Origin of the sequence: Nocardia sp. NPDC056100 (genome assembly GCF_042266325.1) — a bacterium.
Taxonomy (GTDB): Bacteria; Actinomycetota; Actinomycetes; order Mycobacteriales; family Mycobacteriaceae; genus Nocardia.
The window spans coordinates 226372-243103 of the sequence record NZ_JBHJVY010000005.1 but is presented as its reverse complement, the minus strand read 5'-3'; the positions used below and the strand labels follow the sequence as shown (position 1 = coordinate 243103).

Here is a 16732-nt window from a genome sequence, read left to right as displayed (position 1 = left end):
TTCGGACAGCACACATATGGCAACTCGAGGGCGGGGCAAAGTAACCCCTTAGGGTCATGCTGAACGGAATCCGGTAAATCCCGCGTTTAATACTGAAGCGAGCTCACAGCAGGTCGGCGAGCGTTCCGGTTTCCACGTGCGCGATATCGCCGCCGGAATCCAGGGCGGCATTCAGCAGCAGAGCGAGTGATGTGCCGTACACCGGGATATCGGCGGCCGCCTCGATCACACGGTAAGGGAATCCCGCCGAGTCTGCCGATACTCGGCAACACACCCAATGCGTGACTCCGGTGCGATCGTCGGTGTACGCGCAGATGCTCCGGCCGTCATGCAGGTTGATGACCGATGCCAGCACCGTCGTTTCGGTGTCATCCCAGATCTGCCGCTGATTCGCGGTGGACACCAGTTCCCATCGGCCGCCGAACAGCGACGCCGACCCGATCCGGCGATAGATCGCCTGCAGATCCGCGCACCCGTCGACGTCAGGACCTGACTCCGGCGGAGAAGCGCTGTGGTCGCTGATGATTCGATCGATCACATCGTCGATCTCGACGGCGGCAGTCGTCAACTGCCAGCCCGCAACCGGCCGTAACGAGCCGTCGGCGTCCTGCGTGATCCCCACCAAACCCGAGTGCAACGCCCGCGCCTGGTTGTCTCCCGCGACGCGATCGTTGATATTGACGATGACCTTGGACAGGGTGGCCGGAGTCGCGGTACTGCGAATCCCCGGGCCCCAGTAGCCCATGGGACCATCATCGGTGAGATCGCGGGGTTCGGTAATCGGCAAGTCCAGCAAAGGATTCGGCGTGTCCTGCGCCCCGTCGAACGCCAGGTACGGATACAGCCGTGCGATCCACCCGGTGATCACCTCGCCGCCGTAGGCGTCCACGGGGTTGTAGATGCGCTGCCAGAACGCGGTATCGACATCACCGGAGGCGGCCCGGACAAATTGGTCGGCAATGGGTTCCAGCGAACGTGCCCATTGTTCGAGGCCGAACGCGCCGAGCCCGTCCACCCGGCTCCGAATCTTGCGCCAGTCGTCGACGGTTCCGGTCAGCGTGAGCGATGGGATACCGCAGACGCAGACCATCCAATACGAGTAGTACGGCGAGTAGGCGTCCAGCAGCACCACCCGCCCGGCGATCCGCTCGATCTCCGAACTGGTCGTGAAATCGCATTCGAACAGGTCGGCGTGGTCGATCTCGGCGGCGAGCAGTTTGCTCCACGACTCCACCAGGGTTCGCCAGGAGTCGGCGGTGTCCGGCAGACCGCTATCGATGACAACCTCGAGTCGTTTGCGCCCGGCATGACGGACCAACAGCGGCCGCAGTTCCTCCGCGTGCAGCCGAATATGCTGCGCGATCCCCTGCGCGATGGTCAGCCACACCGCATCCGGGGACAGCACCAGTGGCCGATGGTCGGCGAAGGCCCGGCCGACCGCGCCGAGCAGCGGATGCACCCCGTTCGGTTCGACCATCGGCAGCTCCGGGTCGCCGCCGAGCACCAGCGCTTCGGGGAACAACTCCCGCAGCGGCCGGGTCGGCAGGGCCGCGGCGGCGGGAGTCACGTCATCGACCGGGAATGTCAGCACGGCGTGATGCTAGTTCGAGACAGTCACCGCGCCAACCGATTTCACGGTGGCGGATTCGATCGCGCGGTACCGGGTAGTTCCCGGGTACAGACCTCTACGAAGGATCGAAAAATGAGTGGTGGCAACAAGTTCAAGAATAAGATCGACAAGTTGACCGGGCGCGCACGGCAGCTCGCCGGTGACGCCCTGGGCGATCGCCGCATGTCCGGGCGGGGACGCCGCGAGCAGATACAGGCCGATCTCCGCGATGCCGGGGAGAAGGTCAAGGATGCGGTGCGCTCCGGTCGCGGACGGCGCGGGCGGCGCAGCCGCACCCAGACCCAATGGTGAATTAGGCTGGCGAGGTGGCCGAGCCGACGACTCCCGAAGAGCGGGACGGATCCCGCTTCGAACTGGGCACCGACGGCCCACTGGTGATAGCCGTGGGTGTGGACGGGTCCGAATCCTCCTGGCGCGCCGCCGCCTACGCCGCCGGACTAGCGCGCCGTCAGCACGCGCTGCTCGCGGTCATCTATGTGCAACCGTGGATGACCATGGTCGCGGGTATGGGCACCGACGTCCAGTCCATCACCGCGGATATCGCCGATCAGCTCGTCACCGAGATCCGCGAATCCATCGAGCGCGTCAAGGACATCTACACCATCCGGTGGAAATTCCTCACCCGCCGCGGTGACGCCTTCACCGAATTGTCCAAGGCCGCAGACGAACTCGGCGCGGATGCGGTCGTGGTCGGCGCTTCCCAGTCGGCCGGTCACCGACTGATCGGCTCGGTGGCGATGCGGCTGGTGAAATCCGGCCGCTGGCCCGTCACCGTCGTCCCGTAGCGAGTCGCGCGGGTGCGGCGCGACTCCGGCTATGCGACCAGCGCCAGGCCGCGGTATGCGGTCCGCTCGGTCCCGGCGGCCCTGGTCATCAGGCGGGCGATCGCGGCCGAGACGAGTTCGGGCTGTTCGAGGATCACCGAGTGACCCGCCCCCTCGACCAGCGCCAGATCGGCGTAGTCGACGGCGGCGGCCATGGCGATCGAATGCGACGGCGGGGTCATCAGGTCGGCGGAGCCGCACAGAATCAGGGTCGGGATGTGCGATAGCGCCGGGAGCGCGTCGGTGCGATCGTAGTCGAGGAACGCGCTCAGGAACGCGGCCATGGCCACGATCGAAGTCTGGTTGTGCATGGCGTTCACCAGGCTGCGGATGCGCGGGCTGACCTTGCGATCACCGAACTCCGCCATCGTGATGAGCGGCGCGAAAACCTTGCACGCCAACGCCTTCGCATGCCGTGTCAGCCCCGGAGCCCAGCGGACCGCGGCCTGGAAGGTCGCGACCACCGGATGCCGGATCAACCGCCCGAACCCCGCCTCCGCGATCCCGCTCGCCCCCGTGGCGATGAGCGCGACCCCGGCGATGCGGTTCCCGATCTCCTGCGGCCGCTGACTGACATAGGTCAGCACGGTCATCCCGCCCATCGAATGACCGACCAGCACCACCGGCCCCGCGGGCGCGACGGCATCGATAACCGCACCCAGATCGTGCCCGAGCTGCGCGAGCGTATAACTGTGCCGAGGCGCGTTGCCCGAATCGCCGTGCCCGCGATGGTCGTAGCAGACCACCCGAGCCCCCGGATACTCCCGCACCAGCTCATCCCGCACCTCACTCCAGGACTCGGCGCGCATGCAGTGCCCATGCAGAAACACAACGGTGACCTCGGCCGCCCGCGGCCCATACTCCCGAACCGCCAGCGCCACCCCATCCGCGGTGATGACCGTGACCCGGCGCTCGGCCGAACTGCCAATCGCTTTCAGTCCCGACATCGATCTCTCCGCTTCCTCGGTGGTCCCCCAACTCTCCACCGCCACCACCCCCGAAAGCAGAGCCCCGAGAGCTGCCCCCACTCCCCCGAGGTGGACGAGATCAACACCCAGGGTGGTGCCGCGCGTCAGCCGTCCGGTTCGGTGATCGGACCCGGCTGCGCCGACTCGGACTGTTTCGGGGCGGCCGGAACCCAGCCGCGCAGTGGCTGCACCACCGTCCCGTAGAAGGCGTCGGTTGCCGAGGTCACGCTGGTGATGAAGCTCGCCGCCGTCCCGGATCGCCGATTCCCCATCGCGAAGACCTGCTCCAGGGTGAAGGACACGATCGCACCCGCACGGTCCGCCGTCAGCGCCTTCGGATTCGTCCGCACGGTTTCGAGCAGCTCACACGCCTCGTTGCCGGGTTCGGAGAACACCGCCTCGACCTGAACGCTGCCTGGCGCTCCCTGAAGCTGTTTGAGCAGCCAGGACAGTCGGCGAGCCGAGGTGCCCTCATCGGGGGCGTCGAGTGTGGTGCGACAGCGCACCCTATTGGTTCGCAGGTCCGCCACCACCAGCAGATCACCCGCGGTATCCGGAATCTGCAGCACGGCCTCGAAGATCCCCTCGGCCGCCAGCCGTTCGGCGACAGCCGCCTTGCGGGCCGCCGGATCGGACCGGAATCGCCGGGGCAGTACATGTTTCACGGTCGCTCCGAGCTCGGCTGTCAGCCGCAGCGCGAGGTGCCGGGACAGGGATACCCAGGTTTCGGCGACCGCCAGGGCTTTCTGATCGCCGGCCCGCAAGGTCCCCGCGGCGACCGCGTCCCGGACCGCGACCCAGTGCCTGCCCATATCGACGAATTCCGTTGCACCGGAACGCGGATGATCGAGATAGCGGAGGAACTCGCCTAACAGCCAGACCTGCAGGTCGTCCTCGATGCCGCCGTGCGACAACAGCATTCGCGCCTCGTGCGCCACTTCCGCCCACGACAGATGACGCAGCGCGACCTTGGCCAGCTTGCGGCGGTCGACCTCGACGGGAAGCTCTCCCGGACCGGCCGGAATATCATTCGACAGGCTCACCACGACGTCGTACTTCTTCTTACGCGCCACATCGAGATAGCTCTCCAGCTGATCGCGTTTGAGCTTGCCACTACCGGTCTTGACCTCGAGCAATCCCGTCCACACCCGACTGCCGCGCACCACCTTGAGCACCGCGTCCGGAATCACCACCGCGTCACCACGCTCGTACTGCACCTCGATATAGCCCTCGAAAGCGCCGGCGGGCGCGCCCATGCGCGTGCAGAGCGCCCGCGCGAAGGGCCGCACGGCCTGCATGGTGGCGATCAGCGCCGAGGTGGCGCGCCGCTCCTGTTCCTCACCGGCACCGACTCCGATCACGGAGAAGAGCCGGGCCGGTTGCCAGGTATCGCTCTCGGCGAGTTTGAATTCGATCGGCTTGGTCTTCCTCGCCACCTGTTTGGTGGTGCGGACACCCCGGGCCGATCGCGCGGGACGGGTCGGCGACGGGTCGGGCGCGGCCACCTCCGGCGCGGCCTCGACAGCGGAACTCTTCTGCATCGCAACCGATTCCGGCTCGCTCAGCTGTTCCGGCACCGCATCGCCTTCGGCGTCGTCATCGATGGTGACACCGAAATCCGTTGCCAGACCTGCCAACCCGGAGTCCCACCCCTGACCGACCGCACGCACCTTCCACACCCCCGCGCGCCGGTACACCTCCCCGAAGAGCACGGCCGATTCCGTCGTCGCATCGGCGGTCACGTACTCGGCCAGGGACTGCCCGGCTCCATCCACGACACAGAACGCGACCTTGCCCAACTGCCCGAATGTTCCGGTCCCGACACTCCCCGCGAGGGCGACCACGTGCACTTCGGCCGGAACAGCGGCCAGATCGATGGTGATACGGGTCTGGGCACCCTCCTCGGTCGCACTCGTGCCCAGGAATCGCACCGAGCCATCGGTCGACTCGGGCTGGTTGTAGAACACGAAATCACTGTCGGACAGCACCTTTCGGTCCGCACCGAGCAGTAGCGCGGACGCGTCGACCGCCACCTCGGCCTCCGCCCAGCCGATCACGATATCGACACGCACGACATCATCGGACAGTGCGAGATTCTGGCCCTTGGACAGTATCGGAGACGTCAAGGCCTCCCCCTTCCTGATTCGGCACGCATGCAGCGGAGACGCCGCTGAGAATTCGGCGCTGACGTCTCCGCTGTTACATACAACCGCGTGTCACCGCGAATGTCGGGCGAATGCCAATTACGTACCGGTAGGAATGTCCAAAATCGCTGCCGGACAATGCATATCCCGAGTTATTCGCCAGGCCCAATTACGCCTTCAGCAAAGTCCGAGATTGCCCTTTCACGCCGTTCGTATGCACTCCCCCACGGCCGAGTTCCCGGCCCCGTGGGTGCGGGACCGGGAACTCGGCTTCACGGGGTCAGTGGTTGGTGTTGGGGCTGCTGGAGCCCGAGCCGAGGCGGTTCAGGCCGTCGATGGTGGTGGCGGAGCCGCTCAGGAGTTGGTTCAGGCCGCCGATGATGTCGGCGGAGCCGGTGGCGGTGCCCGAGCCGGTGCCGGCGGGGGCTGCGGAAGCCGTTGTGGTTGCCGCGATTACCGGGAGGGTGGTGAGGGCCGCGATGGCGAGGGATTTGGTGAGGAGGGTGCGAGCGGACATGATTTGCCTTCTTTCGGGGTCGAGAAGTGTTGGTGTGTAGCGGTTTCGATATGGCGGTGGGGTGTCAGCCTGCTGATCCGGTGCCGGGCCAGGGGATTCCGAAGGATCCGGTGGATGGTCCGGGGGTGGCGGTGACCATCGACTTTCCGTCGATGTCGGCGGCGGGTTTGACGCCGAGCAGCGTCAGGACCGTGGGGGTGATGTCGACGATGGAGTAGGTGGTGTTGGTGGTGCCTGCGGCGAAGGATGGGCCGCGGGCGATGACGAAATTGGCTGTCTCGTCGGCGGATTGGCCGCCGTGGCCGCCTTCCGGCTTATTGCCGTTGCCCGTGGTGACGAAGATGTTCCACTTCTCGTTCGGGTGGGCCTTGGCGCGGGCGTCGATGGCGGCCACGATCTTGCCCACCCCGATATCGGCCTTGGTGATGGCGTCCAGGTAGCCGGGTTTGGCCGAACCTCGATGACCCGCGCTGTCCACCGTGTCGAAATCGACGAAGAGGAAGTCGGGGGCGTCATCGGTGATGGCGGTGGCGGATAAATCCGCGGTACCGCTGTCCGCTTCGTTGGGGCCGGAGGTAATGGTGTTCACATCGACGCCCGGGGTGCCCGATGCGGCGGCGTCGGCCAGGGCCGACCAGGTGACAATCGACCGGGTGCGCAACTGCGGTTTGGCCTTCTCCAGCTGGGTGAAGACCGTCGGGTAGGTGGCGAACGCGTCACCGCCGTAGCCGGTGATGTGGTGTTTGGTATCCCATACACCGGTCAGCCCGGTCGCCCAGATCGGTATCGAGGTGGTGGCGTGCGGGGCGATCGAGGTCTGGGCCAGGACACCCTGGGCGGCGAGCCCGAGCAGATTGGGGGCCTTGGCCTCCTGGATCCGGCTGTAGAGGGCGCCGTCGAAAGCGAGGACGACGACCTTGTTGACGGTCGGATCCGCCTGTGCCGCAGGCATATCGATCAGACCGGCGACCAAGGGGACCGCGATGCAGGCGGCTAGGGCCGCGAGCGAGGTGCGCGCGGGGCGCTGTGGTTTCATGGAAGAGTCTTTCGCGAGTGGATCTTTCGATCACGGTGGAAGCAACCGGAGGCCGGCCCGATCCGCGTGGAGGTGGGCAGGGCCGGCATCCGGGTCAGCTGCCGGTGCCCGGCAGATCGAAACCGAACGAACCGGTGCTGGGCGTCGAACCACCGGCGTTGATCACCGACTTGCCGTCGAAATCGGTGCTGCCCTTGACGCCGAGCAGAGCCAGGACGGTCGGGGTGACATCGACGAGGGAGTTCGTCGTATTGGTGGACCCGGCCTTGAAGGACGGGCCGCGAGCGATCAGGAAATTGGCCGTCTCATCGGCGGATTGACCGCCGTGGCCGCCGGACGGGCGATGGCCGTGATCGGCGGTGACGAGGATGTTCCACTTCTCGTTGGGATGCGCCTTGGCGCGGGCGTCGACCGCGGCCACGATCTTGCCGACCTCGGCATCGACCCGCTTGACGGCGTCGAGGTATTCGGCCGACGCGCCGCCGTGGCCGTGGCCCGCCTCATCCACCTGATCGAGATGCGTGAACAGGAAGTCCGGCGCGTCATTGGTGACCGCGGCGGCGCTGGAATCGGCTGTGGCGGCATCGATCTTGGCTTCGGTCGGGTCATCGGCCGGAGCCGGAGTCGCGACATTCACGTCGGCGTGCGGATCACCCGAGCCCGCCATGGTGGCGATGGTGCCCCACGAGGCGAAGGATTCGGTCTTCAACGCCGGATTGGCCTTCTCCAGCTGGGTGAACGCGGTCGGGTACTTGACGAACGGGGCCGTGGTGACGTTGTTGTCGTAGATGCCGTGCTTGGCGTCCCACACACCTGTCAGCACAGTGGCCCAGGAGGGGCCGGAGATGGTGGTGTGCGGTGCGATCGAAGTTTGCCCGAGAGTGCCCTCACCGGCCAGTTTCAGCAGATTCGGCGCCTTGGCCTCCTGCACCTTCTTGTACATCGTGCCGTCGAGTCCAATGACGACCACCTTGTTGACGGTGGCGTCGGCAGTCGCGGGCGCGGCTCCGATCACCCCCGCCAAGACCGGCAGTGCGGCAAAGATAGTGATGGCCAAGGGATTCAGGATATTTCCGTTTGGGTATTTCATGGTCTAGACCGTGCCGCACGACCCCGCCATTGGTCCAGACCTTAGCGGCAGTATTCACCGACGGTTCATCGGATGATCCGGATCCATTGCACCGCAAGGCAATAGCTGTTGAGTTGCCAGATCGGCGAACAGGACAGAATAGGAAGCGGAAATCGTCCGAGACAGCCTCGCCACCTCCGCGTTCAATCGCCGTTGAATCGCCTTTGAATCGGATGCGGACCCGATGACCACGGCGGGCCCGCATCCGATACAAGTTCCCGCCACAGCGTTTCGACGCGATCCAGGCACAGCAGCGCCCCACGCGGTTGAGCGATCGCGTACGCCTCGATGAGCACGGTGCGCACCTGCCCCCGCTGCCCCGCCGTCGCGTGCGCCCGCGCGAGATCCAGCAGCGTGCTCAACAGTTCGGTGACGGCCTCGCCGCGCCGCAAATGCCGCACGGCCTCCTCCAGCACTCCGATGCGATCGGAATCAGCTGCGGTGCAGGCGATTCCACGCAAGGCCAGCCCGATGCCGCGATCCACCGCCCAGCGCCGCGCCAGTTCCAGCTCGGCGGCGGCCAATTCGGCCGCACGGCCGGTCTCACCGAGCCTGGCCAATTCCCGCGCGGCCAGACTGCGCCACGGTAGGAAGCCGGGGTTCAGCAGCCCCCAATCCACCGCCCTGCGCCCGGTTTCCAGAAAGAACCCGGCCGCCTGCCGCGCCTGACCGCGCATGGACGCGATCACACCGCGCGCGGTATTCACCAGCAGCCATTCCAGCAGTTCGGGATTCACACTCGCCGCCGCGATCTCGACCCACTCCGCCGCTTCCTCGAGCCGCCCCAATCCGAGCAGCGCGTACCCGCGCCAGATCGAGAGCACGGCCGGATACCGCGCCACCCGCCGGTCGACGACCCGGGCGGGCAATGCGCACTCCTCCAGCGCCTGCGCGAATTCCGCTCGCCGACAGTGAATCTCGGCTCGCATGGCGGCCCGGTAGATATCGATCGCACCGAAGAAGCGGTCATCGCGCTGATCGGTCAGCTGCCACGCCATCGTCAGATCATCGGCCCACAGTGCCAATTGACCGAGCATGCCGAACATTTCCCGAGGGGCCGGGGCACCACTGCCGCGCAAGGCCGCCGCGAATCGATCCAGCGCCGTCCGGCCCGAACACCCCACACCGAAGGCGTCGTCGAAGACCAGCACCGCCCGGCTGATCGGATCGTCCGCGCCACAGCGCAATTCGGCGAGATAGGCCGACCAGGTCTCCGGTCGCATACCCGCGATCACCCACCGGTTGGCGTGTATCGCGCGCGCCGCCACCGGATCCCGTTCCCGCGTCTCGGCCAGCACCTCATCCAGCAGTGCGGCCGCCGCCGCGGACTGGCGCTGCGTGGCCATACTCCACAGCAGCGGAACCAGCGCGGTGGGCGATGCCCGCGCCGCCCGCTGCGCCGCCAGCGCCTGCTCCAGATAGTGCCGCGCCGCAGCCGGATTCGTGAACTGTTCGAGAGCGCCCAGCCGGACCAGCACATCCGCGCGAGTCTCCGGTCCCGCTATGCGCAGCGCCGATTCGAGATGCCGCATCGCCTCATCGACGGCACGCGCGTGCACGCATTCCTGCGCCGCCTCCACCAGCAGCGGGGTCCATTCGGCATACCGGTCACCACGCAGGTCGTGCAGATACGCGGCGATCTCACGCACCGGACGCCCGACCGCCCGGGCGTGCCGAGCCGCCGCCAGATGGATCGCCGAATCGTCGACGACCGGTCGCAACTGCCGAACCGTATTGCCTATCAAGGGATGCCGGAATACCGGAGGCTCGATCGAGCTCAATACGTGTGCGGTGGCGAGCAATTCGCAGCGATAGCGGGTCTCGCTGACCGATTCGCCGACCACAGCCGCGATGACGGGCAGTTCGGCCCGGCCCTCGGGCAATGCGTTCATCACTCGGTAGGTGTCGAGCAATTCCGCTGTGGCACTGCCCAATTGATGCCGCATGGCGAGCGTGTACGCCCCCTCGGGCAGCCGCCGCGGCAGTCGGCTCACCTCGGGCAGCGATCCGATATCGGCGATCAACCCCACCAGCAGATCCGGGATACCCGCCGTGGCCCGCGCGATATCGTCGATCAGCTCCGGTGTCGCGACCGCCCCGAGACGACGCCGGGCCAATTCCGCGATGGCGGCGTCACCGAGTGCGCCCACCCGCACGACCGGCTGGGCCGCGCGCTCCAGCACGGCCTGACGAGCACCGAGCACGGGATCCCACTGCTGATCCTCCACGGCGACGACCACCAGCACCCGCAAGGTCCGCAGCTGCGGTGCGAGCGCGGCCAGCACCCGGATCGACCGGTCATCGGCGCGACTGATGTCATCGATCAGTACCAGCAGCAGCCCATCCGCCGAAGCGGACGCGAACCCGCGCAGCAATTCGTGCCGCAGCTCCGGATCGGTGCCCGCCCGCAATCCCGGTGCGGTGGGTTCCAGCGCTCCGGCAATCGACGCCAGCAAGCCCGATTCGCCTGTCTCGTAACACTTTCCCGCATCCACCCAGAGCGTGCGAGCCGCCGGTACACGCGTCCCCAACGCCCGCAACATCGCGGACGTGCCGAACCCCCGATACCCCACCACGACCGCGAACCCACCGCTGCCCGCCGCCGCGCGCTCGGCGGGTGCGATGAACCGCGCGAGTTCGGCGTCCCGTCCGATGATCGACCCGCAATCACCGTCGGCGGGCGACTGGTCCCCGGCGTCGGGCACGACAGCCGGAACCGAGGGCGCGTTCACCGCCCGCCCCGACAGAATGCCGCTGTGCAGTGCGCGCAGTTCCGGCCCGGGTTCGACGCCGAGTCGATCGATCAGCAGCCGCCGCGTCGCCGTGTAGACCTCGAGCGCCTCCGAGCGCCGCCCCTGCGCATGCAACGCGCGCATCAGCAGTACGGGCGGCCGTTCCCGCAGCGGCTGCTCGGAAATGAGCACGCGCAGTCCATCGATCGCCTGTTCGGAGCGCTGCGCACGAATCGTCGCATCGAGGTAGTCCTCGACTGCCGAGAGCCTGCGTTCGATCAGCAGCGCGCGCTGGGCGGCGGCGAACGGTCCCGGAATCCCGGGCAGCGCATCACCCGGGAAGATACGCAGGGCGCTTTCGTACCGCCGCTGTGCTACATCCCATTCCGCGCGGTCACGGGCGTTTTCAGCCTCGGACAGCAGCTGTTCGAAGACCCCGAGATCGAGTTGCTCATCGGTGATCAGCAATTGATATCCGCCGTGCCCGGACAGCAGTACGGTCGCGGGCGCACGCGGCGAACGCGCGGGTTCCAGCACCCGCCGCAGCGCCGAGATATGAGTCTGCACCACGCGGACACCACGAACGGGCTGCTCGGATTCGTAGAGCGCTGCCACCAGACTCGCGATCGGAACCCACTGTCGCCGACGAATAGCCAATGCGCCGAGCACCGCTCGTCGCTGCGGCGGGCCGAGATCGAGCACCCGACCATCCGATTGTGCTCCGACCCCGTTCAACAGGGTGAATCGCAGCGCGGAATGGTCAGCGTCGATATCACCCATCCCGAACCACCGATCTCCCCAGCTTCGCCCGAATGTTGCCGAGCGTAGTCGCTGTTACAGACGGCACGGACCGGTCGGTACGGGTCGAATCGAACGCAGCGCATCACCACCGAGCTGACCCAGCGCCCGGCGCACATCCATCGCATAGCCGATATCGCGCCCGGCGCTATCGGCGGCGAATACGATTCCCAGCACCCGGCCCTGCGAATCCACCAGCGGCCCACCGGAATCGCCCTCCCGGACCGCACCGGACACCTGATAGATCCAGCGCGGGGCGACCGCCACGTGATAGACATCCGGCACCTGCCGCACCGTGCGAGCCAGTACCCGCCCGGCCGCCGCGGTGTAGGAACCACCGCCCGGATAGCCGAGCACCATCACGCTCGCCCCGGGATCGGCCGGACCGGCCGCGACCACCACCGGCGGCGCGCTCAGCCCGGGCACCTCCACCACCGCGAGATCATTCCCCGGATCGAAGGCCACCACGGTGCCCCACAGCGCCCGCCCGGCCTCCCGGACCGATATCTCCGACATCCCCGCGACCACGTGCGCATTGGTCAGCACTCGTTCGGGCGCGATGACGAAACCCGTTCCGGTCAGCCGCCCGCAGCCCTCCGCCGTGCCCGAGACACGCAGCACACTGCGTTGCGCCGCGGCCGCCGCCGGACCGGACAGGATCGCCGCGTCCGGTGCGAGAGCCCGCTCCGCCGGTGGTGTCGACCATTCGTCGTCTTGCACCGGACCCAATTCCCGCAGCGGACTGGCGAAGGTGCGGGACATATTCACGAGCCAGTACGGCGCAACCGTGTCCATTGCCCGAACGGTCTGCGAATCATCCAGCACCGCAACGATATTCGCACCGGCAGTGACCGCAACCGCGGTCGCGAGCAGCCACACCGCGACCGGAACCGCCAGCGCCTGACAGCAGCCACCGGCGATGGCGTCGATCCGCTGGAAGCGCCGGGCCCGGTCGACCCGCAGCACCCGCCGCGCCAGCCACTCGCCCCCGAATTGCCCGCCCACCACCGCGGCGACGATCGCGGTCACCATGAGCACCCAGCCGACCGGACCCAATGGCAGGTACGGCCGCACCGCATCGATGAGCTGCGCGCCGAACCACACCCCGCCGAGCACGCCGGTGAATCCCAGCAGCGCGGTGATCACACCCCGGCGATACCCCTGTAGCGCGGCGAACAGCATCGCCGCCAACACCATCAGGTCCAGCACATTCGACTGCGTCAACGTGATCTCCGGGGGCGAGGGTGGAATCGGCGGGGTGTGGACAGCCGTGAACCCGGCTCCGATGGGCGAGGGGGCCACCGGAGCCGGGTTCGTGCGGGAGTCGCTCCTCCTGGTGTTTGTCGGCGAATATCACTGTGCCGCAATAGAATCTGCGGGTTCGTCAGCGGCACCGAAACGAGCGTATCGGCGTGAATTCGCCATGACAACGCCGCCCGAGCGGTGCGTTCAATGCCCGTTGAACGGATTTTGAACGAATCGCCCGATTCGCGATACCGCTATCGTTCGTCAGACGATTTTGGCGCCGAGCACCTGATAGCTGCCCGCGTGATAGCCGCCCACGATGCAGCCGGTGACCGAGGCGGGGCTGACCTCCGGCGGTCCGGTCACCACATCCAGGGTGCGACCCGAGCCGAGACCGCCGACGATCTTGAGGTGATTGGTCGCCTGCTGGCCAAGCGTCCATTCCCAGGTGCCGATGACATGGCTGTTCTGGCCGTTATCCCAGATGACGAGCAGATCGGCACGCCCGCCGCGACTGCCGTAGCAGGTGGCGGCCGGTTCGAAGGTGGTGCCGATAATGGTGCCGACGCTGATATCGGTGGGAGCGCCGTGGCAGGCCAGCAGATGGCCGCCGATATTGCTGCCCACCGGAGCCTGATTGCTGCCGGTGAAGCCCGGGCCGTTCGCCTGCCACTCGATCGCGCCGGCGCTGCAGCCACCTTCGTCGAGTTGATCGGCCGAGGCGGTTCCGGCGGTGAGAGCGGCGGCGCTCGCGAACCCGGCCACCGCGCCCGCGAAGAGCGCACTACGGAATGTCGACATGTCCTGCACCTCTCTCGAGATCATCGTTGATCGAGCTGAAGCGGCAATACATCGTCGCGTTCGAGGTTAGGACAGCGAACCGGCGCGTCGGGACACAATCGGCCAAATCGGCTAAATCGCCCATAAGTGAGGAACGGTGGCAATTCACTTCGTTATTCGATGTTCGGCCCCGGGCCGCCTGACCGCGTTGCCAAGCTGTCGCGGAGCGCACCGCGACGGGTGATGCCGAGTTTGTGGAACACATGCTGAAGGTGGGTGGACACCGTCCGCGCGGACAGGAACAGTTCCTCACCGATCTGCTTGTTGGTCCGGCCCGCCGCCGCCAACTCGGCCACCGCTTGTTCGCGCGGGGTCAGCGCGGTCGCGCCCGGCGCGCCCGGCTCCCCGGCCGCCCGGAGTTCGGACTGCGCCCGCCGCAACCAGGGCACGGCCCCCAACTCGGCGAAAATCGTTGCGGCGGTGGAAAGGTGGTCCCGGGCGGCAGCCGTCGCACGGTCCCGGCGGAGCTGCTCACCGTAGAGCAGTTCGATGCGGGCGCGATCGAACACCCAGCGTTCGGTGCCCGGCACCGCGAGCGCCCGCTCGAACGCGATGCGAGACTCGGCCGGATGCGCGAGCGCCTGCGCGGCGCTGGTGATCATCGCGAGACGTGGTGAAAGATCCTCCAGCCCTGCCGCTTTCGCCGCATCGGCGTGTTCTCGCGCCGCCTCCGCCCGCCCACTGCGCACCGCGGCCTCGGTCAGGTCCAGCACCAGCCACAGCGCGTGCGGCCGGTGCGGCAGGAACACCCCGGGCGGGTTGACGGTGGCCGCGTGCCGGAAGGCATCGGTGAACGCGGAATTTCCGAGCGCGTACAGACAGCGGATATGCGAGGAGTAGTGCGCCAGGGTCAGCAGATTGCGCGGGGCCGCCCACATCAGCAATTGCTCACCGAGCCGCTCGACCGTCGCGTCATCACCGCGTGCGGCGGCGACCAAGCCGCGCAGCAGTTTTCCCGATCCCGCGGTGACCGGATAATCCAGCTCGTCACACAATCGCAGGCCCTCGTCGGTCACCTCGATCAGATGATCCCAAGCGCCGCTGAAGAAGTCGTCATTGCCGAGCAGGAGCAGCGCCTCGAGTGCCCGGGCGACCGCACCGCCGTCGTGGCCGTCGTCGATCACGCGCTGCAGCGGTTCGCGGACCCGCCCGATCCGATCCAGATAGGCCGCCGCGGTCGCGACCCGGACGATGCGCACCGGATCCGAGGTGAAGCGCAGATCATCAAGTGCCGCATCGAGTTCGGTCAGCACCTTCGCGCCGGTGTGCACCGGATCGACGAACGGACCGGCGAGCAGGGCCAGGGTGTCCGAGGGTTCCGGCAGCACCCGATCCAGGGCCGCCCGGATTTCGGGCCACATATCGTCACGGCCGCTGTAGAACCCGATATAGAGCAGCGAATGCAGCGCTTCGGAGACGATTTCGGGATCACCGCCGCCGGAGTCGGCGTCATTTCGCAAGGCGGCCAGCAGCATTCGGCTCGCGGTCGCGATATCACCCTCGGTATTGAGCAATTGGTAGGCCGCGGCCAGCGCCACCGCCAGCGACCGGCCACCCGTCGCGGACTCCGGAGCGGTACGCAGTAATCGGGCGGTATCGGACACCTCCCCGGTCAGCAGCGAACCCAGATACGCCGCGCGCGCGGTGCGGCGCACCCGATCGGACTCGGCGGGACTGAGTTCCGCGGCGCGCAGCATGGTCGCGGTCGCGCGCACGCTGTCCCCCGCGTGCAGCATGCGCCGCGACACGCTTTCGAGCAGTCCGGCCAGTTCCTCATCGGGACCGGCGGCGGCCTGACCCAGATGCCAGGCGCGACGCGACGGTGCGTCCGCGAAAATATCGGCGAGCAGTCGATGCGCGTTCCGGCGTTCGGCTCCGGTCGACAACTCCACCACCGCCGAACGCAATAGCGGATGCCGGAATTCGAGCCTGCCGGTGCGCGGATCGGTGCGCACGATCCCGGCACGCTCGGCAGGTGCGAGCTCATCGCGCCCGTCCGGTGTCGCGAGACGAGCACCGAGCACCACCGCGTCCTCCGCGCCCGCCAGCACCGCGAACAACAGCATGCGCCGGGTACCGGCCGGGAGATATCGCAGCCGATCCGCGAATACCTGCTGTAGTCGCCGGGTCAGCGGGAGCATCTCGGGCAGACGCGCACGACCGCCCTCGATCTCCAATGCGACGGGCAATTCCAGCAGTGCGAGCGGATTCCCGCGCGCATCGGCGCGCAGGCGGCCGCGCACCCCGGTGGGCAGCGCCGGGAACGCGGACCGCAACAGCTCCTCGGCGGTGCGATCGTCCAGCGGCCGGACATCGTGAACGCGAAAACCGCTGCGGGTGAACGCATCACCGGAATCGGTACGCACCGCCGTCAACAGTCGGATATTCGTATCGGACAGCCGCCGCAGCGCGTAGATCAATGCCATGGCGCTGGACAGATCCAGCCACTGCACATCGTCGACGACCAGCAGCAGTGCCGCGTCCCCGGCACAGGTCCGCAGCAGAGCCAGGGTCGCAGCCCCGGCCAGCAACTGTCCCGGGACCGGACCCGCCGCCGACCCCATCACCACGCGCATCGCCTCCCGATGCGGTTCGGCGAGCGCGTCGACGCAGTCGATCGCGGGTTGCAGCAACTGATTCAGAGCGCCGAACTGGGTATCGGCCTCGAATTCCAGCGCACCCGCCCGCAGCACCCGCACCCCGTGCCAGCCCGCCACCTCGATCGCGGCGTGCAGGAGCGCGGTCTTGCCGACTCCGGGTTCGCCGGTCAGCACCAGTACACCGTCCGCACCGCATTCGCCCGCCACGAAGCGGGTGAGCAGGTCCATCTCGGCCTCGCGCCCGAACAGCACCGGTATCACACTCCGAA

12 protein-coding genes are annotated in these 16732 nt (G+C 67.4%); 2 read left to right on the top strand and 10 right to left on the bottom strand.

Annotation, left to right across the window (positions count from 1 at the left end):
- Window positions 1-103: 103 nt before the first annotated feature.
- On the bottom strand, window positions 104-1591 hold the full coding sequence (locus tag ACFC0O_RS37770) for a DUF4419 domain-containing protein (protein WP_375966802.1): 1488 nt from the start codon (window positions 1589-1591) through the stop codon (window positions 104-106).
- Window positions 1592-1702: 111 nt separating this feature from the next.
- Between ACFC0O_RS37770 and ACFC0O_RS37765 the strand changes: the two genes are divergently transcribed.
- Window positions 1703-1921, top strand: a complete 219-nt coding sequence (locus ACFC0O_RS37765) for a CsbD family protein (RefSeq protein ID WP_364633205.1) — start codon at window positions 1703-1705, stop codon at window positions 1919-1921.
- A gap of 14 nt (window positions 1922-1935) precedes the next feature.
- Window positions 1936-2415 carry a universal stress protein gene (locus ACFC0O_RS37760; RefSeq protein ID WP_375966801.1) on the top strand — a complete coding sequence of 160 codons (480 nt, stop codon included), beginning with the start codon at window positions 1936-1938 and terminating at the stop codon, window positions 2413-2415.
- A 29-nt stretch (window positions 2416-2444) separates the two neighbouring features.
- Here ACFC0O_RS37760 and ACFC0O_RS37755 read toward each other — a convergent pair whose 3' ends face one another.
- The 9 genes from ACFC0O_RS37755 to ACFC0O_RS37715 all read right to left on the bottom strand — a co-directional run bounded on the left by ACFC0O_RS37755 (window position 2445) and on the right by ACFC0O_RS37715 (window position 16715).
- The gene (locus ACFC0O_RS37755; protein ID WP_375966799.1) at window positions 2445-3401 is read right to left on the bottom strand and encodes an alpha/beta fold hydrolase; all 957 of its coding nucleotides are present in this window, start codon (window positions 3399-3401) and stop codon (window positions 2445-2447) included.
- A 125-nt stretch (window positions 3402-3526) separates the two neighbouring features.
- A complete protein-coding gene (locus ACFC0O_RS37750) occupies window positions 3527-5548 on the bottom strand; it encodes a TerD family protein (protein WP_375966797.1) in 2022 nt (673 codons plus the stop codon).
- 298 nt (window positions 5549-5846) lie between these two features.
- A complete protein-coding gene (locus ACFC0O_RS37745; protein WP_375966796.1) occupies window positions 5847-6083 on the bottom strand; it encodes a hypothetical protein in 237 nt (78 codons plus the stop codon).
- Window positions 6084-6147: 64 nt separating this feature from the next.
- Window positions 6148-7119 carry an alkaline phosphatase family protein gene (locus ACFC0O_RS37740; RefSeq protein WP_375966794.1) on the bottom strand — a complete coding sequence of 324 codons (972 nt, stop codon included), beginning with the start codon at window positions 7117-7119 and terminating at the stop codon, window positions 6148-6150.
- 94 nt (window positions 7120-7213) lie between these two features.
- On the bottom strand, window positions 7214-8176 hold the full coding sequence (locus ACFC0O_RS37735; protein ID WP_375966792.1) for an alkaline phosphatase family protein: 963 nt from the start codon (window positions 8174-8176) through the stop codon (window positions 7214-7216).
- A 215-nt stretch (window positions 8177-8391) separates the two neighbouring features.
- On the bottom strand, window positions 8392-11760 hold the full coding sequence (locus ACFC0O_RS37730; protein WP_375966790.1) for a BTAD domain-containing putative transcriptional regulator: 3369 nt from the start codon (window positions 11758-11760) through the stop codon (window positions 8392-8394).
- Between the two features lie 54 nt (window positions 11761-11814).
- Window positions 11815-13002, bottom strand: a complete 1188-nt coding sequence (locus ACFC0O_RS37725; protein ID WP_375966788.1) for a MarP family serine protease — start codon at window positions 13000-13002, stop codon at window positions 11815-11817.
- Window positions 13003-13287: 285 nt separating this feature from the next.
- Window positions 13288-13824 (bottom strand): hypothetical protein, encoded by a 537-nt coding sequence (locus tag ACFC0O_RS37720; RefSeq protein WP_375966787.1) that lies wholly within the window; start codon window positions 13822-13824, stop codon window positions 13288-13290.
- A gap of 152 nt (window positions 13825-13976) precedes the next feature.
- A complete protein-coding gene (locus tag ACFC0O_RS37715; protein WP_375966785.1) occupies window positions 13977-16715 on the bottom strand; it encodes an AAA family ATPase in 2739 nt (912 codons plus the stop codon).
- Window positions 16716-16732 lie beyond the last annotated feature (17 nt).